General features: G+C 69.8%; 21 protein-coding genes. 13 read left to right on the plus strand and 8 right to left on the minus strand.

The features are described from left to right. Positions 1–27 precede the first annotated feature (27 nt). Both EPO51_RS08775 and EPO51_RS08780 read left to right on the plus strand, forming a co-directional pair. Positions 28–408, plus strand: a complete 381-nt coding sequence (locus EPO51_RS08775) for a glycine zipper 2TM domain-containing protein (RefSeq protein ID WP_293348864.1) — start codon at positions 28–30, stop codon at positions 406–408. Positions 409–411: 3 nt separating this feature from the next. After that, the gene (locus EPO51_RS08780) at positions 412–867 is read left to right on the plus strand and encodes a hypothetical protein (RefSeq protein ID WP_293348867.1); all 456 of its coding nucleotides are present in this window, start codon (positions 412–414) and stop codon (positions 865–867) included. Positions 868–902: 35 nt separating this feature from the next. Here EPO51_RS08780 and EPO51_RS08785 read toward each other — a convergent pair whose 3' ends face one another. The 3 genes from EPO51_RS08785 to EPO51_RS08795 all read right to left on the minus strand — a co-directional run bounded on the left by EPO51_RS08785 (position 903) and on the right by EPO51_RS08795 (position 2,934). Then, a complete protein-coding gene (locus tag EPO51_RS08785) occupies positions 903–1,295 on the minus strand; it encodes a DUF3597 domain-containing protein (RefSeq protein ID WP_293348870.1) in 393 nt (130 codons plus the stop codon). A gap of 62 nt (positions 1,296–1,357) precedes the next feature. Then, positions 1,358–2,104 carry an ABC transporter ATP-binding protein gene (locus tag EPO51_RS08790; protein WP_293348873.1) on the minus strand — a complete coding sequence of 249 codons (747 nt, stop codon included), beginning with the start codon at positions 2,102–2,104 and terminating at the stop codon, positions 1,358–1,360. Continuing rightward, a complete protein-coding gene (locus EPO51_RS08795) occupies positions 2,101–2,934 on the minus strand; it encodes an ABC transporter permease (RefSeq protein ID WP_293348876.1) in 834 nt (277 codons plus the stop codon). Before EPO51_RS08795 ends, EPO51_RS08790 begins: the two co-directional genes overlap by 4 nt. A 124-nt stretch (positions 2,935–3,058) precedes the next feature. On the opposite strand from EPO51_RS08795, the gene EPO51_RS08800 reads away from it, so the two are divergent. Genes EPO51_RS08800 through EPO51_RS08810 form a run of 3 tightly spaced genes read left to right on the plus strand, consistent with a single transcriptional unit; the run spans position 3,059 to position 5,852 of the window. After that, entirely contained in the window at positions 3,059–4,108 is a 1,050-nt protein-coding gene (locus EPO51_RS08800) for a glycosyltransferase family 2 protein (protein WP_293348879.1), read from the plus strand. Continuing rightward, positions 4,105–4,464 carry a DMT family transporter gene (locus EPO51_RS08805; RefSeq protein WP_293348882.1) on the plus strand — a complete coding sequence of 120 codons (360 nt, stop codon included), beginning with the start codon at positions 4,105–4,107 and terminating at the stop codon, positions 4,462–4,464. Before EPO51_RS08800 ends, EPO51_RS08805 begins: the two co-directional genes overlap by 4 nt. A gap of 26 nt (positions 4,465–4,490) precedes the next feature. Next, on the plus strand, positions 4,491–5,852 hold the full coding sequence (locus tag EPO51_RS08810) for a hypothetical protein (protein WP_293348885.1): 1,362 nt from the start codon (positions 4,491–4,493) through the stop codon (positions 5,850–5,852). 6 nt (positions 5,853–5,858) lie between these two features. Here the strand turns inward: EPO51_RS08810 and EPO51_RS08815 are convergent, their stop codons facing one another. Continuing rightward, a complete protein-coding gene (locus EPO51_RS08815; protein ID WP_293348888.1) occupies positions 5,859–6,914 on the minus strand; it encodes a sulfotransferase family protein in 1,056 nt (351 codons plus the stop codon). 136 nt (positions 6,915–7,050) lie between these two features. Here EPO51_RS08815 and EPO51_RS08820 point away from each other — a divergent pair, with 136 nt between their 5' ends. From EPO51_RS08820 to EPO51_RS08835, 4 genes are read left to right on the plus strand one after another with little or no spacing between them, the layout of a single operon-like run. Further along, a complete protein-coding gene (locus EPO51_RS08820) occupies positions 7,051–9,009 on the plus strand; it encodes a hypothetical protein (protein WP_293348891.1) in 1,959 nt (652 codons plus the stop codon). Continuing rightward, positions 9,006–10,610, plus strand: a complete 1,605-nt coding sequence (locus tag EPO51_RS08825) for a glycosyltransferase family protein (protein ID WP_293348894.1) — start codon at positions 9,006–9,008, stop codon at positions 10,608–10,610. The genes EPO51_RS08820 and EPO51_RS08825 overlap by 4 nt, the downstream gene beginning before the upstream one ends. Further along, the gene (locus tag EPO51_RS08830; protein ID WP_293348897.1) at positions 10,607–11,632 is read left to right on the plus strand and encodes a hypothetical protein; all 1,026 of its coding nucleotides are present in this window, start codon (positions 10,607–10,609) and stop codon (positions 11,630–11,632) included. Before EPO51_RS08825 ends, EPO51_RS08830 begins: the two co-directional genes overlap by 4 nt. Further along, on the plus strand, positions 11,629–12,870 hold the full coding sequence (locus EPO51_RS08835; RefSeq protein ID WP_293348900.1) for a hypothetical protein: 1,242 nt from the start codon (positions 11,629–11,631) through the stop codon (positions 12,868–12,870). The genes EPO51_RS08830 and EPO51_RS08835 overlap by 4 nt, the downstream gene beginning before the upstream one ends. Here EPO51_RS08835 and EPO51_RS08840 read toward each other — a convergent pair. Then, the gene (locus EPO51_RS08840) at positions 12,830–13,639 is read right to left on the minus strand and encodes a DUF6270 domain-containing protein (RefSeq protein WP_293348903.1); all 810 of its coding nucleotides are present in this window, start codon (positions 13,637–13,639) and stop codon (positions 12,830–12,832) included. The genes EPO51_RS08835 and EPO51_RS08840 overlap by 41 nt on opposite strands. Before the next feature lie 215 nt (positions 13,640–13,854). Here EPO51_RS08840 and EPO51_RS08845 point away from each other — a divergent pair, with 215 nt between their 5' ends. From EPO51_RS08845 to EPO51_RS08860, 4 genes are all read left to right on the plus strand, one after another. After that, positions 13,855–15,591 (plus strand): type I secretion system permease/ATPase, encoded by a 1,737-nt coding sequence (locus tag EPO51_RS08845; protein WP_293348906.1) that lies wholly within the window; start codon positions 13,855–13,857, stop codon positions 15,589–15,591. Then, a complete protein-coding gene (locus tag EPO51_RS08850) occupies positions 15,588–16,961 on the plus strand; it encodes an HlyD family type I secretion periplasmic adaptor subunit (RefSeq protein WP_293348909.1) in 1,374 nt (457 codons plus the stop codon). Before EPO51_RS08845 ends, EPO51_RS08850 begins: the two co-directional genes overlap by 4 nt. A 211-nt stretch (positions 16,962–17,172) precedes the next feature. Next, positions 17,173–19,008, plus strand: coding sequence for a calcium-binding protein (locus EPO51_RS08855; protein WP_293348912.1), 1,836 nt, complete (start codon positions 17,173–17,175; stop codon positions 19,006–19,008). A gap of 93 nt (positions 19,009–19,101) precedes the next feature. Further along, a complete protein-coding gene (locus EPO51_RS08860) occupies positions 19,102–20,754 on the plus strand; it encodes a glycosyltransferase family 4 protein (protein WP_293348915.1) in 1,653 nt (550 codons plus the stop codon). Between the two features lie 144 nt (positions 20,755–20,898). Here EPO51_RS08860 and EPO51_RS08865 read toward each other — a convergent pair whose 3' ends face one another. From EPO51_RS08865 to EPO51_RS08875, 3 genes are read right to left on the minus strand one after another with little or no spacing between them, the layout of a single operon-like run. Next, on the minus strand, positions 20,899–21,963 hold the full coding sequence (locus tag EPO51_RS08865) for a tetratricopeptide repeat-containing glycosyltransferase family protein (protein ID WP_293348918.1): 1,065 nt from the start codon (positions 21,961–21,963) through the stop codon (positions 20,899–20,901). Between the two features lie 53 nt (positions 21,964–22,016). Continuing rightward, positions 22,017–23,015 carry a M23 family metallopeptidase gene (locus EPO51_RS08870; RefSeq protein WP_293348921.1) on the minus strand — a complete coding sequence of 333 codons (999 nt, stop codon included), beginning with the start codon at positions 23,013–23,015 and terminating at the stop codon, positions 22,017–22,019. Between the two features lie 39 nt (positions 23,016–23,054). Further along, a complete protein-coding gene (locus EPO51_RS08875; RefSeq protein ID WP_293348924.1) occupies positions 23,055–23,798 on the minus strand; it encodes a sulfotransferase domain-containing protein in 744 nt (247 codons plus the stop codon). Between the last annotated feature and the right edge of the window lie 7 nt (positions 23,799–23,805).

The raw sequence follows: 23,805 nt of genomic DNA on the forward strand, positions 1-23,805 counted from the left end.
GACGGCTCACGGATGAGGAGAGATACTATGCGGACGATCGCCATGATCGCCGGCTTGGCCATTGCCGTGGCCGCCGTCCCAGCCGCCTCGCAGGCGGCCTGTCAGAAGCGCACCAATGGCACGGTCATCGGCGCTCTCGGCGGCGCCCTGCTGGGCAGCACCGTCGCGGGTCGCGGCGACCGGACCGAGGGCGCGTTGATCGGCGGGGCCGCGGGCGGCCTGGTCGGCAATCAGGTCAGCAAGTGCAAGAACAGGACCTATTCCAGCCGGTCCTATCAGCGCGCCCGCACCAGCGAACGGGCGTCCTACGATCGGCCGCGTTCCGCTCCGGCCTGCCGGATGGAGACCCGCGCCTACTACGACTCGTACGGCCAGCGAGTGTACCAGCCGACCCGGGTCTGCAACTAAGCCATGCGCAACATCCTGATCGTCACCGTCGCTTGCGCCGGCCTGGCCGCTTGCCAGGGCGAGCGCCGCCCCGTGGCCGGCGTCTGCAAGCCGTTTCCGGAAGCCGCCCAGCCCGCGGCCACGGACGGGGCCGCCGTGCTCGAAGACTGCCTCCATCGCTGGGGGTACACCCTGGCCAAGGGGCCTGACGACGCCGGAATGGTGGCCGACGCCGCCGTCGCGGCCTGCACGGGGCCGCTCACGCGCTGGAACCAGCAGAGCCTGGCCGCCGCGGCCGCCGCGCCCGAACAGTCGCAGGAGGGCCTCAGCCTGCTGACCGGCGAGCCGAGCAGTCCGATCGCCGAGCACCGCAAGTTCGCCTCCGACCGGGCCCTATTCTATGTCGCCCAGGCGCGTGCGGGATCGTGCAAGGCGCCGCCACGCCGCGAGGGCGCACCGATGACCAGTCCGGACAAGTGAGACGACGGGCGCGCCACGCCGGCGCGCCCTTCTTCTCAGCGCAGCGAATCCGGAACGATGCCGCCGTTCTCGGCGAGTTTCCGCATGACCGCCTTGTGCAGCCAGACGTTCATGGCGGCGCTGTCTTCCGTGTCGCCCGTGTAGCCGAGCTCGGCAGCCAGCGCCTTGCGGTTGGCGAGGCTGGAATCGATGGACAGCAGCTTCAGCAGGTCGACGATGGATTGGCGCCAATTCAGCGGTTGGCCGTTGTCCTTGGCCATGACCTCGAGCACCGCCTCGACATCGACGGCCGGCGCAGGAGCCGTGGGCGCAGCGGGCGCAGCCGCGGGCGCCGCAGCGGCGGGAACGGGCTGCGGTGCGGTTTGCGGCGCGGCCTGGGCCTTGGGGTGGTGGAAAATCTTGGAAAGGATATCGCCGAACACGCTCATCTGCAGCCTCCTCTGCCGGGAAGGCGGAACGCGGGGGCGCGTGGTTGGATGCTAAGGCGCCGCTAAGTCTTCAGCAGCTGGTCCAGTTTTCGGATATCGACGATCTCGGAGGCGACGCCGCCTTCGAGCTTCATGACCTTGTTGCAGTAGAGCTTGAGCAGCGGCGCCTCGTGCGTGGCGAGGACCAGGATCCCCGCCCGCTCCACCAACTTCAGCAGGCGCTTGTGGGCGATCTTCTGGAAATCGGCGTCGCCCACCGCGATCCACTCGTCCATCAAGAGGACGTCGCAGTCGACTGCGGTGGCGGCGGCGAAGGCCATCCGGCCCTTCATGCCGGCCGAATAGGTCTTCACCGGCATCGAGAGAAACGGGCCCAGGCCGGTGAACTCGGCGATCTCGTCCATCCGTGCATCGATCTGCTTGGAGGAGAGCCCAGCGATCCGGCAGCGCAAACGGATGTTCTCGTAGCCGGTGGCGGAAGGATCGATACCGAGACCCAGATCCAGCAGCGACGCGATCCGGCCGTTGACCTCGATCGAGCCGTCGTCGGGCTCGTAGGCCCCCGAAAGCGCGCGTAGCAGCGTGGTCTTGCCCGAGCCGTTGTGGCCGATCAGGCCCAGGCGGTCGCCCGCCTGAAGCTTGAGGTTCACGCCTTCGAGAGCGGTGACGTCGGTCACTCCGGCGTGGCGGCCCAAGGCGCCGCCCACGGACACGGCCCGGGCCAGCGCCTTCTTCAGCGACTTGGCGTCGGCGCCGTAGACCGGGAAACGGATGGTCAGGTCCGTGCAGGTGATGGAAGCTGCGGTCACAGGTAATGCACCAGGCGCCGGCGTGTGCGGGCGAAGATCATGAACGTCACCAGCCAACCCAGCAGGGCCATGGCCACCAGCACCACATAGCTGTGCGCCTGCACGGACTGGCCCAGCAGCGGCGCGCGGACCGCCTGGAGCAGGTGGTAGAACGGGTTGAGGTCGAGGAAGACCTGGTGTTTGCCGAACCGGCTCGGCATCCAGAACACCGGCGTCATGAAGATCGCGAACTGCATCACGGAGACCACGATCTGCGGGATGTCGCGGTAGCGGGCCGAGGCGATGGCGGCGAGGAGTGCCAGCCAGCTCGCGTTCAGCAGCATCAGCAGCACGCCGACCAGGGCCAGGGGCAGGTTCGCGGTCTGCCAGTAGCCGTAGAAGGTCAGCATCGCGACCACGATCACCAGGTGATGGGCCAGGTTGATCAGGTTGCGGAACACCGTGCGCCACAGGAAGGTGAGCATCGGCAAGCTGGTCTGCGACAGCATCCCGGAGGCCAGGACGAAGGTTTCGCAACCCTCGTTGATCGTGCCCGTCATCACGCCGAAAAACACGATCCCCAGGGCCACGTAGGGCAGGAACTCGTTCAGCGGCAGGTCGAAGAGGCTGGCGTAGAGGAAGCCGATCCCCAGCACCATCAGGCCCATGCTGAGCGTGATCCAGAACGGCCCCAGCACCGAGCCCCGATAGCGCGACGCCACGTCGTGCCAGGCCAGAGACCACGCCAAGCCGATCCGCTGGAACGAGTTCCGCAAGTCCCGCAGCGCCATCTGGAATTGGAACAGCGCGCCGCGCTGTCCGGTCCGCAGCATGTGGGTGGCGGTTTCCATGGCCTCTCCGACAGAAGGCGCCGGAGGTAACAGCCGGTGTTTGACCGCGCAAGGAACACCGCCAGTCGCACGAACTTTGCCAGCCCGCGCGCTTCCGTGTTAGCCCCGCGGCGTGCCCTCCGCCGTGACCGCTCCGCCCATCGAACGCCCCGTCCGCGACCCCGCGGCGCCCGCCCTGTCGCTGGAGGGCGCGGGCGTCTGGCTGGTGGTGCCCTGCTACAAGGTGACCGGCCACATCCTGCGGGTGATCAAGCGGACGCCCGTCTGGTTCGAGGGCATCGTCTGCGTCGACGACGCCTGCCCCGACAAGTCCGGCGACTTCATCGAGGCCAACAACACCGATCCGCGGGTGGTGGTGGTCCGGCTGGCCAAGAACCAGGGCGTGGGCGGGGCCATGCTCGCGGGCTACGCCGAGGCCGCCCGGCGCGGCGCCCGGGTGATGGTCAAGGTCGATGGCGACGACCAGATGGACCTGGGCTACGCCGCCCAACTCGTGGCGCCGATCCTCCTGGGTGAGGCCGACTACGCCAAGGGCAACCGCTTCACCTCGATCAGCCACCTGACCCGGATGCCGACCGTCCGGGTGCTGGGGAACGCGGCCCTGAGCTTCGCGGCCAAGCTCTCGACCGGGTACTGGAACATCTTCGACCCGACTAACGGCTACACGGCGATGGAGGCCAATGTGGCCCGGCTGGTGATGGAGAAGCGGGTGTCCCGGCGGTTCTTCTTCGAGACCGACCTGCTCTATCACCTGGGCACCCTCAGGGCCGTGGTGCGCGACGTGCCGATGCCGGCCCGCTACGCCGACGAGGTGTCCAACATCCGGATCGGCGCCATCGTCGGCCCCTTCGCGCTGAAACACCTGCGCAACTTCGCCCAGCGGGTGGTGGGCCAGTACTTCGTGCGGGACTTCAACGCCGCCAGCGTCGAGCTGGTCTTCGGTACGTTCTTCTCGCTGTTCGGCCTCGCCTATGCACTGAGCTACTTCGCCAACCGGGTGCCCGGCCAGGCGGCGTCGGCCGGGGTGGTCATGCTGGCCGCCCTGCCGGTGATCCTGGGCGTGCAGTTCCTGCTGCAGGCGATGAACTTCGACGTGCTGAACGTGCCCAACCGACCGATCCACCCGTATCTCAACGTGATCCGGGAACTGGAATCGCAGGACGAGCCGAAATGACGCCGCGCGACATGCTGATCTGCGCCGGGTTCTCGCTCGCCCTGCCGATCGGCCAGATCATGTTCAAGTTCGCGGCGATCCAGAATGCGCGCCAGGAAGGGCCGCTGCTGATGAGGCTGGCCACCAACGGCCCGCTGATCGGCGCCCTGGCCTGGTACGGCCTGACGGCGCTGTTCTGGTTCTACATCCTGACGCGGGTGCCGCTGTCGCGGGCCTATCCCTTCGCGCTCGCCGGCACCGGACTGATCCCGATCCTGGCCTGGCTGATCTTCAAGGAACCCATGTCCTGGCGTATCGCGGCCGGCTACGCCCTGATGCTCGCAGGCCTGTTCGTGGTGCAGAGCCAAGCCGCCTAAAGCTTGGCGTGGGACAGGAGAGTCGCATGGGCAGGATTCAGTTTGATGCGCGGCCGGCCTACTGGCTGACGCTCGCGGGCGGCTACGGCCTGCTGCTCTATTGGAACCTGCCCGGCCACCTGACGGTCGATTCGGTGCTGGCCCTGCACGAGGGCCGGTTCGGCGTCCGCACCACATGGAACCCGGCCTTCTTCGGCTGGCTGCTGGGCGTGCTGGACCGCGTCCATACGGGCACGGCCCTCGCCGTTGGGCTGGCCGGGGGCCTCCTGTTCGGCGCCTGGGCCCTGCTGCCGGCCCTGCGACCCCGTACGAGCTGGCTGGCGCCGATCGCGGCCGTCGGCCTGGTGGCCCTACCCCAGGTGATGATCTATCCGGCCATCGTCTGGAAGGATGTCCAGTTCGCCGTGTCGGCGGTCGCGGGGTTCGCGCTGCTGGCGTTCGGGGTGCGCGACCGGTCGCACGGGACGCCCTGGCTCAGCTTGGCGTTCGCCGCCCTGCTGTTCGCCGCCGCCGGACTGCTGCGCCAGAACGGCCTGATCCTGGCGCTGCCCGCCGCGCTGGCGATCGCCTGGGCCCGCTCCGGCCACCGCGGCTGGCCGCGCGGTCTGGTGCTGGCCGGGGGCTGGCTGGCCGTGGTGGCCTGCCTGACCTTCGTGCTCAGCGCCGTCGCCCAGCCGCAGGGCGCGGGCGCGCCCGACGACGCCGGCAGCAAGGGTCTGCGCATCCTGGGCACCTACGACGTCGTCGCGGCCTCGGCGCTGCAATCGGGCCGTCCGACCCCGCACATCGACGCCGAATCGCCCGAGGCCGGCGCCTATCTCCGCCAGCAGGCGCACCGGCTCTATTCGCCGGAGCGGGTCGACCAGATCGGCCAGGACCCGAAGATGGGCGAGCTGATGAGGACCGTGTCGAGCGAGGCGATTCGCGCGGAGTGGCTGGACCTGATCCGAGACCAGCCCGGCCTCTATCTGCGCGTCCGCGCGCTGGCCTTCGGCCAGGTGGTCGGTACGCCGGTGATCGATCGCTGCCTGCCGGCGACCGTCGGCGTCGAGGGCCCGGCCGAGGCGCTCAAGGCGCTGAAGATGCCTCGCCGCCTGACGCAGGAGGACCGGAAGCTCTTCAACTACCTCACCTGGTACCTGGACACCCCGGCCATGTCCCACCTGGCCTATGCGGCCGTCGCCCTGTTGGTGGGCGTGCTCCTCCTGCTGCGGCGCGATCCGGCCGACCTGGTGATCGCGGGGTTGATGGCGGGGGCCCTGGGGTTCGCGGCCAGCTTCTTCGCCATCTCGCTCGCCTGTGACTATCGCTACCTCTACCTGCTGGACCTGGCGGCGATCACGGGCCTGCTCTACCTGGCCATCGACCCGCGCCTGCGACGGACCTAGGCGCGCTCACTCCTCGGCGAGCGCGGCGTCCAGTTCGGCGTCGATGCTGTCCAGCAGGCTTTGGGCCGCCCGCCAGCCGTCTTCCAGGCGGGCGATGCTGGCCTTGGCCTCGGCTTCGAACGCCCCGGCCACCTCTAGCCGCGCGCGGGCGTCCAGCAGTTCGGCGCGGACGGCGGCGAGGTCCCGGGTCGTGGAGGAGATCAGCGCGCCCATGTCCCGGGCCCGCTCGGCCAGCCTGGCGGCGGCCCGGTCCAGCAGCCTCTGGTCCGGATCCCGGCCTGCGGCCTTGGCCTCGAACCAGGCGAACACATCGCCGGCGATCTCGCCGGCCCAGCCCAGGCGCTTCAGGCCGTCGCTGACGGCGTTGTGGCGCAGGTCGGCCGTGAGGAAGCCGTCGATCTCCGTAGCGGCCTTGGCGGTCAGCTTCGGCAGCGGCGCGCCGTGCGCGGCCTCGATCCTCGCCACCTCGGCGCGCCAGTCGGCCAGCAGGGCGTCATAGCCCACGAAGGCTCTGGGCAGGTCGCGGGTGTAGGCCTCGGCCGCCAGCATGTAGGCGCTCCAGACCAGCACCGACTTCTCGTCGGCGAAGCCGTCGCGGCGGCGCAGCGAGCCGGCCACCGCCAGGGGATGGCGCACGGGGATCACGCAGCGGGCCTCGACCCTCTTCCTCGCCAGCACCTCGCGCCACATGGGCAGCAGCACCGTGGCGCGGGGGTCCTTCATCAAGGGCCAGGCCGCCTTGGGGAATTCCTCGTCGAACAGGGCCGTGGCGGCATCCAGCCAGGCCTTGTCGTCGTCCGGCGTCAGCGCCCGGTACGGGTAGGCGAAGGGGTCGTCCCAGGCGGAGCCCGCAGCGCGCAGCCGCTCGTCGTTGAAGATCGCGATCTTCCAGGGCTCGAAGTAGCCCTTGGCGTTGTGCTCGTCGCCCGGCATCACATGGGTCGGCAGTTGGGCGCCGGCCAGGGCCAGAAGCTGGGTCACCGCAGAGGTGCCCGAGCGGTGCATGCCCAGCACGAGATAGGCGGTGCGCGGCGTGGCGGTCTTGGCGGGTTGGCGGCTCATCCTGTCGCCGGTGGTACGAGGCAGGGCGCGCGGCGGCAAGTCCGTACGGATCGCCCGCGATCGTCGGCCAAGGTTGAACCCCCGGGGCATCTGTTGCACACCACCCCGCGCCGCCGCTCTCAGGAACCGGAACTCCATGGCCGTGATGGCCCAAGCTGACGATCGCCCGCGGGCCGCGGAAGCGCACCGGGTGATCGCGCCCGCGTTCGATCCCGACTTCTATCGGGCGATCTACACCGACCTGCCGGCGGACATCGGCCCGCTGTGGCATTACCGCATGGCCGGCTGGCGGGAAGGCCGCGACCCGGCGCCGTGGTTCTCGGTTGAGGGTTACCTGGCGGCCCATCCGGATGTGGCCGCCGCCGGGCTGGAGCCCTTCTCCCACTTCCTCAGCGACGGTCGGCACGAGGGGCGCGAGGTCGCGCCGTCGCGCCATGCCGCGACCTATTTCGGCCAGGTCGGCTGGGCGCCGGATCCGTGGAGCCACGAGAGCTTCGCGGCTTCCGCGGCGCCCACGACGGGCTGGTCCGGCCGGCGGCGCGGGCCGGCTATTCCACTGACGCCGGAGCAGCGCGAGGCGGTGGCCGCGGAGTTCGACGCCGCGTTCTACCTCGCCATGAACCCGGATGTGGCGGCCTCGGGCATGGATCCGGTGGAGCACTTCATCCGCACCGGCTGGGTCGAGGACCGCGACCCGAACCCGCGCTTCTCCGTGCTCGACTATCTCGAGGCCAACCCCGACGTGGCGGCGGCCAACCTGAATCCGTTCGCGCACTATCTCGTCGCCGGCCGCGCCGAGGGTCGCGCCCCCCGCCACGCGCTCGGTTTCCGCTACGACGTGATCGCGCGGCTGAAACCGGTGGAGGCCCGGATCGCCGCGGCCGCCGCGGCCGCGGCGCGCCTGCGCACCGACCCGCCGGGACGCCTGACCGTGGCGCTGGGCAAGCTCGGCGACCTGCACGTCACGCTCAGCCACGACAACTACGTCGAACATTCCGGCGGCCTGCAGTTCTGCGTCCGGCGCGAGGCCGAGCAGTTCCGCCAAAGAGGTGTCGCCCACCTGCACCTCTATCCGGCGGTGGTCTGGCCGTCGGTGCGCGCGGCCGGCGAAGCGGGGCCGCTGGGCGTGCTGCTGAACGGCCGGCGGTTGGGGTTCTTCACGCCCGAGGCGGTCTGCGACGCCCTGCGGGACGCCGCCGCCGGGCCCGGCCGTCGCAGCTTTGCGATCCACAGCCTGCTGGGGCACGAGCCCGACGCCACCGCCGACATCCTGGCCGCCGCCGGCCTGCGCGACGGCTTCTTCTGGCTGCACGACTTCGCGAGCCTGTGCGTCGGCTTCCACCTGCTGCGCAACGACGTGGAGGACTGCGCCGCCCCGTCGGCCGAGAGCCCCGCCTGCGGGGTCTGCGCCTACAGTCCGCAGCGCGCCCGGCACACGGAGGCGCACCGGCGGCTGTTCGAGAGGTTGAACATCACCGTCGTGGCGCCGTCCCAGACAACCCTCGACTTCTGGCGCGCCCAGGGCGACCTGCCGGCTCAGGCCGCGGTCGTGCTGCCCCACGCCCGGCTGGCCGCTCGCAAGGCGCCGAGGAAGGTCGCCCGGGATGGGCCGTTCCGCCTGGCCTACCTCGGCATGCCGACGCCCCTGAAAGGGTGGCCGGTGTTCCGCGACCTCGCCCAGCGCTTCGACGGCGACCCCCGCTACGAGTTCCTGCACCTGGGCGGCGCGCCCGACCCCGCCGCTCCGGCCGCCTTCCACGAGGTGGTGGTCACTGCCGAGCGGCCCCGCGCCATGCAGGAGAGATTGGAAGCGCTGGACATCGACGCCGCGCTGATCTGGCCGCTGTGCCGCGAGACTTTCTCGTTCACGGCCTACGAAGCCGCCGCCGCCGGGGCCGCGGTGCTGACCGGGCCGGACAGCGGCAACGTCGCCGCCTTCGCCGCCGATCCCGCCATCGGCCGCGTGCTCATCGACGACGCGGCCCTGGCCGAGGCCTTCGCGTCCGGCGAGATCCTTGCCCTCGGCCGTGGAGCCCGGAGAGCTGTGGTGTACGACCTGGTCTACAGCGGCATGACCTCGGAGCTGGTGGCATGAAGCGCCTGCTCGCCGCCGCCGTACCCATGCGCCTGCGTGGCCGCTTCCGCCGGTTGCATCCCGACCACGCCATCGCCGCACGGGCCTTCGACGCGGCCTTCTATCTGAGGACCTATCCCGACGTGGGCGAGGTGGGCGCCGACCCGCTGGACCACTTCATGACCTACGGCTGGCGCGAGGGCCGCGATCCGTCACCGGACTTCTCGGTGCGGACCTATCTCGAGGCCTTCCCCGAGGTAGCCGAGTCCGCGGCCAATCCGTTCGTCCATTGGATCACCAGCGGCCGTCCACGCGCCGTGCAAGCCGAGTCGCCCTACGGTTTCCGCTACGACCTGATCGCGCGGCTGAAGCCGGTGGAGGCGCGGTTGCCGCCGGGGTTCGACGGGGTCGTTGGCGGGGAGGCCGACCTGTCGGCCGCGTTGGCCCGTTCGCGCGGCGGCCTGGCCAGCCTGCACCTGACCTTCAGCCACGACGACTACAGCGCCAACCTGGGCGGCCTGCAGTTCGCGATCCAGCGCGAGGCCGCGCGCCTCGCGGAGCTGGGGCGTGACCATCTGCATCTCTACCCGGCCCAGCCTTGGCCGGTGGTGCGGACCGCGGCGGATCCCGGCGTCCTGGGCGTGGTCTGGAACGGCGAGGCCCTGGGCCTGTTCACACCCGCCGGGATCGCTCGGGCGCTGGCCGCGGCGGCGGGGGCGGACGCCTCCGGCCGCAGCTTCGCGATCCACAGCCTGCTGGGCCACGCCGCCGACGAAACGGCGGACATCCTCGCCGCCGTCGGCCTGACCCGGGGCGTCTTCTGGCTGCATGATTTCGCCAGCCTGTGCGCGGGCTTCCACCTGCTGCGCAACGACGTGGAGGACTGCGCCGCGCCGCCGCCGGACAGCGCCGCCTGCGGCGTCTGCGTCTATGGTCCCTGGCGCGGCCGGCACCTGGCGGAGCACGCGCGGCTGTTCGAGCGATTGGAGCTGACCGTGGCCGCGCCTTCGCGGGCGACCCTGGACCTCTGGAGCGCCTCGACCGCCTTGCCCGCCGCGGGCGCCGTCGTCCTGCCCCATGCCGTGCTCGAGGCGCGCGAGCCGGCGCCCGCCGCGCCGGACGGCCGGCCGCTGCGGATCGCCTATGCGGGCCTGCCCGTCGCGCACAAAGGCTGGCCGATCTTCCGCACGCTGGCCACCCGGTTCGCCGACGATCCGCGCTACGAGTTCCATCACCTGGGCGCCCGCGGCGACGCGACCCTGCCGGCGGCGTTCCAGCCGGTGAGCGCGGGCGCGGCCCAGCCCCTGGCCATGCGCGACGCCCTGCAGGCCACCGGCATCGACGCGGTGCTGGTCTGGCCGCTGTGCCGGGAGACCTTCTCGTTCGTGGCCTATGAGGCCGTGGCCGCCGGCTGCGCCGTGATCACCGGCCCGGACAGCGGCAATGTCGCGGCCTTCGTCGTCGAGACCGGCCACGGCCGGGTGCTGGACGAGGCGGCGCTGACCGGGGCCTTCGAGAGCGGCGCCGTACTCGAACTCGGCCGCGCGCGCCGCGCGCCGATGCTCTACGACCTGCGCTACAGCGCGCTCACCCTCGATCTCGCCGCGGCGGCAAGCGAATGAAGATTCTCTGCTATTCCAGCTTCACCTTCTCGTACCTGAACCGGGCGCGCGTGCTTTTCCAGACGCTGCGCCAGCACCATCCCGACTGGGAGCTGGCGGCGCTGATCACCGATCGGCCACCGGAAGGCTTCACCTTCGATCCGGCGGCGGAGCCCTTCGACCGGCTGGTCTGGGCGGACGACCTGGGCATTCCGAATTTCCAGAGCTGGCTCTTCAAGCACGACGTGGTCGAGGTCTGCACCGCGGTGAAGGGACCCTTCATTCACCAGGCCTGCGGCTGGGGCTTCGACGCGGTGATCTACATGGATCCCGACACCGCCGCCCTGGCGTCCCTGGCGCCGCTGGAGGCCTGGCTGGAGGATCACGATATCCTGCTGACGCCGCACCTGATCGACCCCAATCACGACGACACCTCGATCCGCGACAACGACCTGTCGGCTTCGCGCACGGGGATCTTCAACCTGGGCTTCGTGGCCATCCGCACGACAGGGGAGGGCGCCAAGTTCGCCAAGTGGTGGAACGACCGGCTGCTGTCGTACTGCTATGACGACATGCCCAATGGTCTCTTCGTCGACCAGCGCTGGTGCGACCACGTCCCGGCGCTGTTCGACAAGCTGAAAGTGATCCGCGACCCCGGCTACAACGTCGCCAGCTGGAACCTCTCCACGCGCAAGGTGGCGGTGCAGAAGGACGGGGCGATCACCGTCAATGGTGCGCCGCTCCGCTTCTGGCACTTCACCAAGCTGGGGGCCATCGGCGACGCCATGACCAAACGCTACGCGGGGAGGAACTTCCCGGTCTACGAGATCTGGGCCTGGTACAAGCGCCAGGTGACGGCGGCCACCGACCCGGCGATCCCGGAGCGGTGGTGGGCCTTCGGGGCCTATGACGACGGCCGCCCCATCGCCAAGAGCGATCGCGTGCTCTATCGCGAGCGCACCGACCTGCAGCAGGCTTTCCCCAACCCCTTCGCCTCCGGGCGCGGCAGCTTCCAAGAATGGCTCGAACACGAAGGCGCGTGACGGCGGCGGCCCCGGCCGCGACCGACACCGCCCCCACCGCCCAGACCGCCCACGGGGCGATGCTCGACAAGGCCCGCGCCGTGACGGCGAAGGTGGGCCGGCTCAGCCGCGACTTCGCCGGCGCCCATCGACTGGCGCAGCAGGCGCAGGTGCGCGAGGCCCTGACCCGCACCGAACTGACCCTGGCGCTGACCGAATCGTTGGTCGCCCGCGCCGAGCTCGAGGCGCGCCTGCGGGACCAGGCGGTCGCCGCGTTTCGGGCCCGCGGCGGGGGCCGGCTGCGCCGCCACAATCGGCTGAGCCAGATCCTGGACCGGGTGCTCTCGCGCCTCGGTTCGCCGGGACAGGCGCTGGTGATCGCCCGCAGCGGCGTCTGGCGCGGCACGGGCCGCCGGCTCCACGACCTGCGCCACATGGCGGCCTATGCGCGCCGGCGCGCCAGTCCCGAAGCGGCCCCGCGCGCGGCGCTGGACCAGGCCTGGTACCTGGCGACCAACGCCGATGTCGCCGCCGCGCGGAGTTCGCCGCTGGTCCACTACCTCGTGATCGGAGGGCGGGAGGGCCGCGATCCCGGCCCGCTGTTCCACAGCGCCTGGTACCGGCGCGAGAACGCGGCGGAGCTGGCCGCCACCAGCCTGACGCCGCTTGAGCACTATGCCCGGGTCGGCGCCGCGCGAGGCCTCTCCCCGCACCCCGCGTTCGATCCGGCCCACTATCTGGCGCAGGCTCCCGTGCTGGCGCCCGGCGACGAGCCGCTGTCGCACTATCTGAGGGAAGGCTGGCGCGGGGGGCTCAGTCCTCACCCGTTGTTCGACCCGGCCTGGTACGCCCAGCAGGCGCCGGACACCGGCGGACAGGCTCCCCTCGCGCACTACCTGGCGACCGGGTGGAAGGCGGGGCTTTCGCCGCACCCGCTGTTCGACCCGCGCTGGTACGTCGAACAGCACGCCGGCGTGGCCGAGGCCGGCGTGGAGCCGCTGACCCACTTCCTCTCCAACGGCGGGTTCGAGGGCGCCAGCCCCAGCCCCTGGTTCGACCTGCCGGCCTATGTCGAGGCGCGGGGCGGGGACTTGGCGCCGGGCGTCCATCCGCTGATCGACTATCTGCGTGGCGGGGCCTGGGCCGTGGCCGAGGCGCGGCCAGGCTTCCCCACCGCGGCCTACCTGGCCACGCGTCCGGGGGTCGTGCGCAAGGGGGTCACGCCGCTGGAACACTGGGCTCGGCGAGGCGGTCGCTGAAGGAGTCCTCCAGGCCGAGCGCCGCGAGCTGGCGGCGCACCTCGTCGTAGTATTCCGGAATGTAGTGGAAGGGGCTCAAGCCCCAGCGGTGCTCGGCCTCGGCCAGGCGGAACGGCCCGGCGTCGACCCGCGCCATGGGCGGCATCAGCGCCGCGAACGCCGCCTCCTGGCGATCCAGCAGGGCGTTGTAGTCGGCGATCACCGCCGGCTGCCCGCCGACGATCTCCACGTCGCGGATGGTGGCCAGCCGTCCATCGGGCGAGCGCTGCCGCTCGGCCCAACGGGCGCTGTGCAGGATGAGGCGGGCGCGGTGCAGCGGCGTCGCCCGCACGACGGCCGCGAACTCCGAGGCTGCCTCCAGCCACAGCCGCTCGCAGGCGTCCGACAGGCGCGGAATCGTCCGCGCGAGGCCCAGCGCCGGCTGCGTCCGATAGCCGCTGCGAACCATCCCGTCACTGCTCGACGCCAGCGCGCCGCCGATCGAAAGCAGGTCGAACCGCTCGTCGATGAAGTCGAAGATCACATGGGTCGGCCGATAGGCGATCAACCTGGTGAGGGCGGTCTTCCGGATGTCGGCGACCAGCGCGTTGTGCTCATGCTGGCGCAGGCCTGCCGGCGGATCCTCGTCGGGACGGAAGCCCTGCACCGGGGCCGAAAGCAGGCCTGGGAAACTGGTCCGTGAGATGTACAGCAACGCTTCCGCGCCGCCGCCACGGATTGGCCACAGATCGCGGGTTATGCAGCTGCCGACGATAGCGATCCGCGGCATCGGGGCTCCTGGAGCAGGCGTCCGGTCGATGGCTCTTAGCATGGACAGGGACTTGTGGGGCGCATTGACAAGGCTGGACCGCCTGCGCATCTACGCGCCCTTCCGGCGGGATGCCGCGGCGTTGGGCGCGAACGCGCTATCTTCGACCACGTTCACCCTTTTCGGCGCGGTTTGGTGTATCAGGCCGTAAGGTCTCGCGGCACGGCTCAGGCGACATGAAATTCCTCACGTTCCTTACGGACCTACCTGACAACGCGCTCGGGCGCGGGCTGCGCGCCGGCTACAAGCCCGCCGCCGTGGCCTTCGGCTTCAGCCTCGTCTCGAACCTGCTCTACATGGCCCTGCCGCTCTATACGTACCAGATCTATGGCCGGGTCATGACCAGTCAGAACCAGGCCACGCTCTGGATGCTGACGCTGGTCACGCTCTTCGTCTTTGTGGTCTCCAGCGCCATCGACGACTACCGCGCCCGCATCCTGATCAATTTCGGCGTCGCGCTGGACCAGCGGGTGTCGGGCCGGGTCTTCACCAGCCTGTTCGATGCCGCGGTTCGCGGCGAATGGAGCGCGCGGGCGCAGGCTCTGCGCGACCTCGATTCGTTCCGCCAGACCCTGACCGGCATCGGCGCCGCGGCGTTCATGGACGTGCCCTGGATCCCCGTGTTCCTGGGCGTGCTCTTCATCATCGATCCGCTGGTCGGCACGGTGACGCTGATCGGGGCCATCATCCTGATCGCTCTGGCCGTCGCCCAGACTCGCGCCACCCAGGGCGCCTTGAAGGAGGCCAACGAGGCCGCCCTGAAGAGCTACGGTTTCACCGACGCGGCGCTGCGCAACGGCGAGGTCGTCCGCGCCATGGGGATGCTGCCGACGCTGGGGCAGGCCTGGGCGCAGCACCGAGCCGTGACCATCGAGCGCGGCGCGTCGGCGGCTGAAGCGTCGAACATGTACACCGACATCATCAAGGCGGTGCGCATGGGGATCCAGGTGCTGATCATCGCGATCGGCGCCTGGCTGATCATGAAGGGCAAGATCCACTCCGGCATGCTGTTCGCGAACATGATCCTGGCGAGCCGGGCCCTGCAGCCGATCGAGAAGATCGTGGGCTCATGGGACGCCCTCAACGGCATGTACCGGGCCTACGAGCGGCTGAACAAGCTGCTCGCCAGCGCCGAGCCGTCGATCCGCGCCACCGCCCTTCCGCGGCCGCTGGGCAAGCTGTCGGTCGAGGGCGTGAACTTCGCGCCACCGGCCGTGCAGCGCCTGGTGCTGAACAACATCAACTTCGCGCTCGACCCCAACGAGGTGCTGGGTGTGATCGGCCCGTCCGGCGCTGGCAAGTCGACGCTCGCCCGCCTGCTGGTCGGCATCTGGAAACCGCTGAACGGCGTCGTGCGCCTGGATGGCGCGGACGTGTTCACCTGGGACCGCGCCGACTTCGGCAGGCATATCGGCTACCTGCCGCAGGACACCGAGCTCTTCGGCGGCACCGTGAGGGACAACATCGCCCGCTTCCGCGAGGGCGTGACCGACGAAGAGGTGGTGTCCGCCGCCCAGCTCGCGGGCGTGCACGAACTGATCCTGCGCATGCCCAAGGGCTATGACACCGACGTGGGCGAAAGCGGGGTCGTGCTGTCGGCCGGCCAGCGTCAGCGTGTGGGCCTGGCCCGGACCCTGCTCGGCAAACCGGCCTTCGTGGTCCTGGACGAACCGAACGCCAACCTCGACGCCGAGGGTGAAGAAGCGCTGATGCGTGCGATCGACGCCATGAAGGCCAATGGCGCGACGGTCGTGATCATCTCGCACAAGCCGGCGGTCTTCCGCGCCGCGGACAAGATGCTGGTCCTGCGCGAAGGGCGCGTCGAACTGTTCGGTCCGCGCGACCAGGTGATGTCGCGCCTCGTCAAGCCGGCGCAGCAGCCTGAGGTTCGCGCGGTGGAGGCTGGCCGATGAAGTTGGATCTGACCCCGGTCCGCCGCACCTACGTCGCCCCGACTTTCGGGAACGACGAGAAGGAGACGATGCCCACCGAGCTGCAGCAGCGGCTGCGCCGGCCGATGGTGGTGGGCGCGGGCATTATCGGCGCGCTGGTCCTGGGCTTGGGCCTGTGGGCTTCGGTCAGCCAGCTCGCCACCGGCATCACCGCCCCGGCCGAGGTGCGCGCCGACGCGCAGCGCAAGACCCTGCGGCACAAGGAAGTCGGGATCGTCAAGGCGATCCTGATCAAGGAGGGTCAGCATGTCCGCGCCGGCCAGCCGTTGCTCCTGTTCAACGACGTCGAGGCCCGCGCCGCCGTCACCGTATTCCAGAATCAGTACGACACTCTTCTGAGCCAGAACGCCCGGTTCACGGCCGAAGCGATGGGCAAGGCCACGCTGGAATTGCCGGCCGAGCTGAACGCGCGCATGGCCGACCCGGCGGTGGCCACTCTGGTCCGTGACCAGCAGTTCCTGTTCGCCACCCGCCAGCAGCTCTTCCAGAGCCAGTCGGCCGTCCTGATGCAGCGCATCCAGCAGATCGAGACCCAGGTCGTCGGCCAGCAGGCGCAGGTCGATTCGGTGCTTGAGCAGAAGCGCCTCACCGAAGAGGAGCTCGCCGGCTACCGCAAGCTGAACGAGCAGGGCTTCGCGCCCAAGACCCTGATCCTGCGCTACGAGCGCACGCTCGCCGAGCTGGCTGGTCGCCAAGGCCAGCTCACGGCGGACATCGCGAGGCTGAAGCAGCAGATGGGCGAAACCCGCTTGCAGCTGACCTCCATCCGCAACCAGCGCGAAAGCGAGGCGGCCGAGGGTCTGCGTGACAGCCAGGCGAAGCTGGCGGACATCGTTCCGCGTCTGACGACGGCGCGCCAGACCCTGGAAGGCACGGTGGTCCGGTCGCCAGTCGACGGCTATGTCTTCAACCTCACCCAGTTCACGGTCGGCGGCGTCGTCGGCGCCGGTGAGGTCATGATGGATGTCGTGCCGTCCGGCACGCCGCTCACCATCACCGCCCTGGTCAAGCCCGAGGACGTGGACGAGATCCACGAGGGCATGAAGGCGAAGATCAAGCTGACCGGCCTGAACCAGCGGTTCAACGATTCGCTGGACGCCACGGTCTCCGTCGTTTCGGCCGATCGGATGACGAACGACAAGACCGGGGCCGCATTCTACCGGGTCGATCTGCGCATCCCGCCGGCCGAACTCAAGAAGCTCAAGAAGGGCGTGAAGCTGACGCCCGGGATGCCGGCGATGGCCTTGATCGTGACGGGCGAGCGGTCCGTCATGGGCTTCCTGATTTCGCCAATTACGCAGACCCTCGAAGATGCGTTCCGCGAGGAGTAGAGGCGCCTGTGCAACACCCTTTCGCCTGAAGGTCCTTGGGGCTTTTTGGTGTTGCGTAATTGGCGGGCTTCCGATACCTCTGCCCTTGGGCTCGTCTAACCTACGCCGCAGCCATGCTATGGCGCTTGGGGTAATGGACCGCTGGGACTGCTCCATCGGGGATGGGGGTCAAGCGTTCTAGGGGTCCGTGTGACACAGACTGGAGAGATCTATGGCGACTTATTTCTTTGAGACTATTACGGACGCGCAAGCTGCGGGGTTCGGCACCACTACGAACGACACCCTCGTCTTCCAGACGACTGGCGAGCGCGCGAACCTGACCACCGTTCGCTACAACGCGGCGACGGCGACCAGCTCGGCGACGATCACGCTCGTCTCGGGCCTGACCGGCAAGGCCGTGACCTTCCCGGCCACCTTCGCTGGCGAACCGGACATTATCTTCCCGGACAGCTCCGTGCTGCACGTGGGGATCGCGACCCAGGACATCAAGCTCGGCAGTTCCGGTGGTGACGGCCTCTTCGGCGGCGCCGGCGACGACAGCCTCAACGGCGACGCTGGCAACGACCTGCTGCAAGGCAACTCGGGCGTCGACAGCCTCCTCGGCGGCGCCGGCAACGACACCATCTACGGCGGCCAAGACGGCGACACGATCGACGTCGGTACGGGCGTCAACTTCGCTCAGGGTAACCTCGGCAACGACACCGTCTCGGCGACCGTTTCCTCGACCAGCGCCAACACCCTGCTGGGCGGTCAAGGCGACGACAACATCGCTGGCGGTTCGGGCGCCGACTTCCTGAACGGCAACATCGGTGCTGACGTCATCACCACTGGTGACGGCGCCGACCTGGCCTTTGGCGAAAGCGAAGGCGACAACATCAGCTCGACGGGCGGCAACGACACCATCGACGGCGGCACCGGCAACGACACCCTCTCGGCGGCTGGCTCGGCGACGGGTTCGGTCTCGATCGTTGGCGGCGACGGCGGTGACAACATCTCCACCACCACGATCGGCGGTTTCCTCCAAGGCAACGCCGGCAACGACAGCATCTCGTCCGATGGTAAGGTGACGATCCTCGGCGGCTCCGGCAACGACACCATCACGGTGACGGGCCTGACCGGCGAACTGCTCAACGGCAACATCGGCAACGACGTGCTGACCAGCAACGCTGGTGACGCCACGACCGCGGCGGGTGCGGCCGACACCATTTCCGGTGAAGATGGCAACGACACCATCGTCGCTGGCTTTGGCGCCGACAGCATCTCGGGCGGCATTGGCACCGACAGCATCACCACTGGCGGTGGCAACGACACCACCGCGGGCGGTGACGGCAACGACACCATCACCAACGCGGCCGGCGGCAACGACAGCATCGACGCTGGCGCTGGCGACGACAACGTCACGGGCGGGGCCGGCAACGACCAGCTCACGCTGGGCGATGGCAACGACACCGCGGTGGGTGACGCTGGCAACGACGTCCTGATCGGCGGCGCGGGCGACGACAACCTGACCTCCGGCGATGGTTTGGACTCGGTGAACGGCGGCGAAGGCGCCGACACGATCGACGCTTCCGGCACCGGTGACGACAACGTCGACGCGGGCGGTGGTGACGACATCGTCACCGGCGGCGCGGGTGAGAACTCCCTCCTCGGCGGCGACGGCAACGACACCATCACGGGTGGCGCTGGCGAAGACGTCCTGAAGGGCGGCAACGGTGCGGACGTCTTCGTGTTCACCGCTGGTGACTCGGGCGTGACGGCGGGTTCCCTGGACCAGATCCAGGACTGGGAAGCCACCGACAGCCTCGACTTCGCCATCGCTGGCAGTGCTGTGAACTACCAAGAGGCTGGCACGGCGGCCGACTTCACCACCGCCCTGACCCAAGCCAACACGGTGTTCAACGGCTCGACCACGACCGAATACTACGTGGTTCAAGTCGGCGGCGACGTGGTCGTCTTTGTTGAAGGCGCGGGTAACACCGCCGCCGGTGACGCGGTGGTGCTGGTGGGCCGTACGCTCGCCGACATCAGCTCGTCGAACATCATCTAAGCTGGACTTAGAACTCGATCTGGAAGGGCCGCCCCTCGGGGCGGCCCTTTTTCTTTGCCTCGCGATCGAGCGCCGCGTTAAGACGCGCGATCCATGGCCAACGCTGCGATCTGCTTTCACCCCGACGCGTTCGATGCGTCGCAGACCCGGCTTCTGGGTCGGCATTCCGCGGGTGAGAGTTTCCTCCGTGGGTTCCTCCGTCACGCTGACGTGGAGCGCTTCGACTTCTGGAACCTGTCCGGCAAGCCCACCGCGGAACTCGACGTCTTGGTCGAGCGCATCGAGCCACCGGGCAAGCCTGTCCGCTGGATCCCCCGGCTGGGCCGCAACGCGCTCGGCGACCCCGGGGTCCTGCACCTGCCGGATCCCAAGCTCCCGCACGAAGCCTGGGCGCGCTTGCCGCTGGGCGCCCGGCGCTACGCGATCTGTGGCGTCACCCACACCACCGCGACCGACCGCGTCATGCGCCACCTCGCGGACTTCCTCATCGCGCCCCTCGACGACTACGACGCGCTGATCTGCACCTCGACCGCCGTGCGCGCCGCGGTCGACGCCCAACTCGACATGATGCGCGAACACATGCGGTCCGAGTACGGACGCCGTCGCAGGGCCGAGCCGCAGCGCGTGACCATCCCGCTCGGCGTCAACGTCGCCGATTTCGGTCCCTCTGCCGAGCACCGCCGCGCCTGGCGCGAACGCCTCGGCATTCCCGCCGACGGGGTCGTGGGGCTCTACGTCGGCCGCTTCAACGTGCGGGGCAAGATGAACCCCGCGCTGATGGCCATGGCCCTGGAGCGGGCGGCGAAGCGCACCGGTCGGACCATCTACTGGGTCAATTCAGGCTGGGCGGAGAGCGAGGCGGCGCAAGCCACGTACCACGCAGAGACCGCCAAGCTCTGCCCCTCCGTCGAATACCGGGCGGTCGACGGCCGGGCGCCGGACGCGCGCTTCTCGATCTGGTCGGTGGCCGACTTCTTCATCAGCTTCTCCGACAACATCCAGGAGACCTTCGGGCTGACCCCGGTCGAGGCCATGGCCGCAGGCCTGCCCTCGGTGGTGAGCGACTGGGACGGCTACAAGGACACCTTGCGCCACGGGATCGACGGCTTCCGGATCCCCACCCTGGCGCCGCGCCCCGGCTTCGGCGGCGACATCGCGCACTGGTACGCGAACAGCTGGATCACCTATGACAATTACGTCGGCGCGGTCGGCCAGTACACCGCCGTCGACCTCGGCGAGGCCGAGGCGGCGATCTCGGTCCTTGTCACCGATCCCGACCTCCGCCGCCGCCAGGGCGAGCAGGCCCGACTCCGCGCGCGCGAGGTCTTCGATTGGTCGGTGATCATCCCGCAGTACCAGGCGCTCTGGGCCGAGCAGAACGCCCGCCGCCGCGCCGCGCCCGAAACGCCCTCGCCGGGCACAAATCCCTACGCGCCCGATCCTTTCGCCCTGTTCGCCGCCTATCCGACGCGCCACCTGATGCGCGACGACATCGTCAGCCTCATTCCCGGCGTCACCGAGCAGGACGCTCGCGCACGCCTGGGCGCGCCGCTCGCCGTGTACAGTCCCATGAACCGTCCGACCGCTGCCGAGGTCGCCCAGGTTCTTGCAGCCCTCGCCGAACATGGCCCAGCGACCGTCGCCAGACTGCGCGAGCTGGTCGCGCCGAGCCGGGCGAACTTCCTGGAAAGGGGCCTGCTCTGGCTCGCCCGCCACGACATCGTGGCGATCAGCCGGCCGTCCTGACGCCCCAGAACGCAGACGGCCGGACGGCGGAATCTTGCGATCCGCCGCCCGGCCAAAGCGACACAGCCATGGAGAGCAAGGCTGACGAAAGGAGGCTAGCGCAAAGCTCCGCCGCGGAGAAGGGTCGCGCAGATCACGTCTCGTTCAACTGAAGCTTGATCCGGCCACGGCCGTCGAAGGGTCTTGCTCGGCCCCCGCGGCCGGCAGTTCGGAGGCGAGGGCCCCCAGCACGCCCGCCCAGTCGCCGGGCGTGCGCTGACGGACGATCCGCGCCGACGGGTACCAGGCCGATCGCTCGGTCTTCCAGTTCACGTACCAGTCGACGGCGGGACGCGACATCAGGATCCAGCACGGCTTACCCATCGACCCGGCGAGGTGGGCCACGGAAGTGTCGACCGTCACGACGCCTTCCAGTCCGCCGATGAGGTCGGCCGTATCGGCGAAGTCGCGTGCGCCGCTGCGTTCCGGCGCCAGTTCGGCGAACGGCCGCAGCCCCCGGACAGCCCTGGCGACGGCCGGCCCCGGCACACGCTCGGGGTGAGGATTGCGATCTCCGCCCTGCAGCATCAGCCCCATGCCGACAGGCGGATGGTCGGGCTTGCGGCCGCGCAGCGTCGGAGCCGGCGCATCGTCGGGTCCGGCGCCCAGCCAGCGTGGAACGGAACCGATCGACGCCCAGACGTCGACCTTCTCGTCCTCGAACGCCTGCTTGTTGAACACCTCGACCGGAAGCTGTTGCAGCAGGCGCACCAGCGGGCGGGCGACCGCAACCCGGACTTCGGCGGCCTGGGCCGCCAATAGCGGAATGAAGCGCGACCACAGGATCTGATCGCCTAGCCCCTGCTCACCCAGAACGAGGATGCGCTTTCCCCTCAGCGACTCTCCCTGCCACTCGGGGAACGGCGCGGTGGGTCGGGGCAGCAACTGGTGCCTCGCTTCGTACATGGCCCACCCCTCGGCGTACTGGCCGAGTTGCAGCAATGTCATGCCCAGGGTGTGACGGATATTCAGGCCATTCGGGTCAACGGCGTGCGCCTCCCGCAGCGCCGCCTCGGCCTCATCCAGGCGGCCCGTAATCCGCAGCACGACCCCGAGGTTGCCGAGCGCCCAGTCCCGCCGCCAGCCCACGGCGCGGCGATAGCAGGCCTCGGCCTCGTTGAGCCGCCCGGCCTTCTGGTGCGCCACGCCTTCGTAGAACGTCGACTCCATGCCGTAGTCCTAAGGTCTGGCCCCCTCGGCTGTCACGCCTGGAAGTGCGGGTGCTAGAGCCGGATCTCCACCCGCCGGCTCACGGCGACCTTGCCGGCGCGCCAGACCTTGTAGTCGGCGATATAGAGCCCGCGGGGCCAGCCCGTGGCCGGCCGGCGCTTGCCGACGTAGAGCAGGTCCTGCGCCCGCCAGCGCTGCAGCGGCTGGGCCCGGCTGCGCGCCAGGCTGACGCCGTCCGGCCCCTTCAGGTCCAGCTCGACCTCGTCGCCGGGCAGCAGCGCGATGGCGCGCCCGTAGGCGATCAGGAGCGGCGAAGCGGCGGTGAACGGGCGGAGCCCGCCCGCCTCAACATCGTCCATGGTGATCTGGGCGTCGGTGAAGCCTGCGTTGAGCACGGCGCCGGCCCGATAGGACATCCGCGCCAGGGCCTGCGGCGTCCAAAGTCCCGGCTGGGCCGCGCAGGCCTGCGGGTTGCTCATGTCGGGCGCGAAGGGATCGACCACCTGGCCTGCGTGGCGGACGGTCAGGTGCAGGTGCGGGAACTCCGTATTGCCGGACAGCCCCACCCGGGCGAGCGGGGCGCCGGCCGCGACGTTGTCGCCCTGCTTCACCAGGATGCTGCCGCGGGCCAGATGACAGTACTGGGTCTCCCAGCCGTTCCCGTGGTCGACCACGACGCCGTTGCCGCACTCCTGGTTGGCGACGGGCGGCGCGCCCGGCGCGCGAATCGAGATGTCCTGCACACCGTCGCGGAGCCGAGTCACCCGGCCTGCCGCCGCGGCCAGCACGTTCACGCCCCGGCGCTGGGCGGCCATGTCGGGCAGGCGGATATCGATCCCGGTGTGCTTGTCATAGGTCTTCAGGCCGCAGCGATAGTCGCGGGTCCCCGATCCGGGGTCGCGGTCGACGTAGTGCTGGATCTCGCAGGTCCGGCCCGGATCGCAGGCCAGGGGGAAGGACAGCGCCGGCCGCTCGGGCGCGCTCACGGCCGAGGGCGCCGAGACGGCGGCGACGGCGACCAGGCAGAGGGCGGGGAGGGTGAGGACCTTCATGCGTGGACCGTGTCCGTGCAGCGGGACGAAACTGTGGCTCTAGCCGAAACGGATCCCGGTCAGGGCCGCCAGCCGCTCGGCGTCGGCGGCGTAGACCTGGCGCAGGTGGTCGACGTCGTCGGCGGTGAGCTCCGACGGATAGGCCATCTCCCGGCCGACATGGACCTCGCGGGGAGCCGGCGCCGGCGCGGGCGGGAGATCGAGGAAGGCGCGCACCTGGGCGAGCGCAGCGCCGGGATCGGCGCGCAGGGCGTTGGACGTCAGGATCAGCACCTGGCGGCGCGGGAACAGGCCGTACAGCCGCTCCATCTGTTCGCCGTAGAAGCCCCGCTCGACGTAGGAGAAGGCGTGATGATGGCCCCAGGTCTGGCCCTCGAACAGACGCTGGCGGCCTTCGCGGATGCACCAGGCGAACGGGTGGGGCTCGACGCCCCGCGCGTATTCCATGCGCCAGTGCGACCAGGCGCGCTGGACCGGATCGCGCAGCACCAGCACCAGCTTCATGGCTGGGTTGTAGGCCGCGATCCGTTCCAGGCTGTTCGGCCAGTAGCTATAGATCGGCGTGGCCTCGCCGCAGGGCCGGCCGGGGCGGGCGGCGAACCGGGCGTGGTAGGCGCCGTAATCCGGGCGGCTCCAATCCCGATCCTCGTCGTCGAAGAAATGCAGCTCCTTGGCGTCCGGCAGGGCGATGTCGGGATAATCGGCCAGATAGTCGAACAGCGCCGTCGTGCCGCCCTTCTGGACGCCGGCGATGAGGAAGGTGACGAGAGGCGGTTCGGCCATGGCCTCC

The organism is Phenylobacterium sp. (genome assembly GCF_004297125.1).
Lineage (GTDB): Bacteria > Pseudomonadota > Alphaproteobacteria > Caulobacterales > Caulobacteraceae > Phenylobacterium.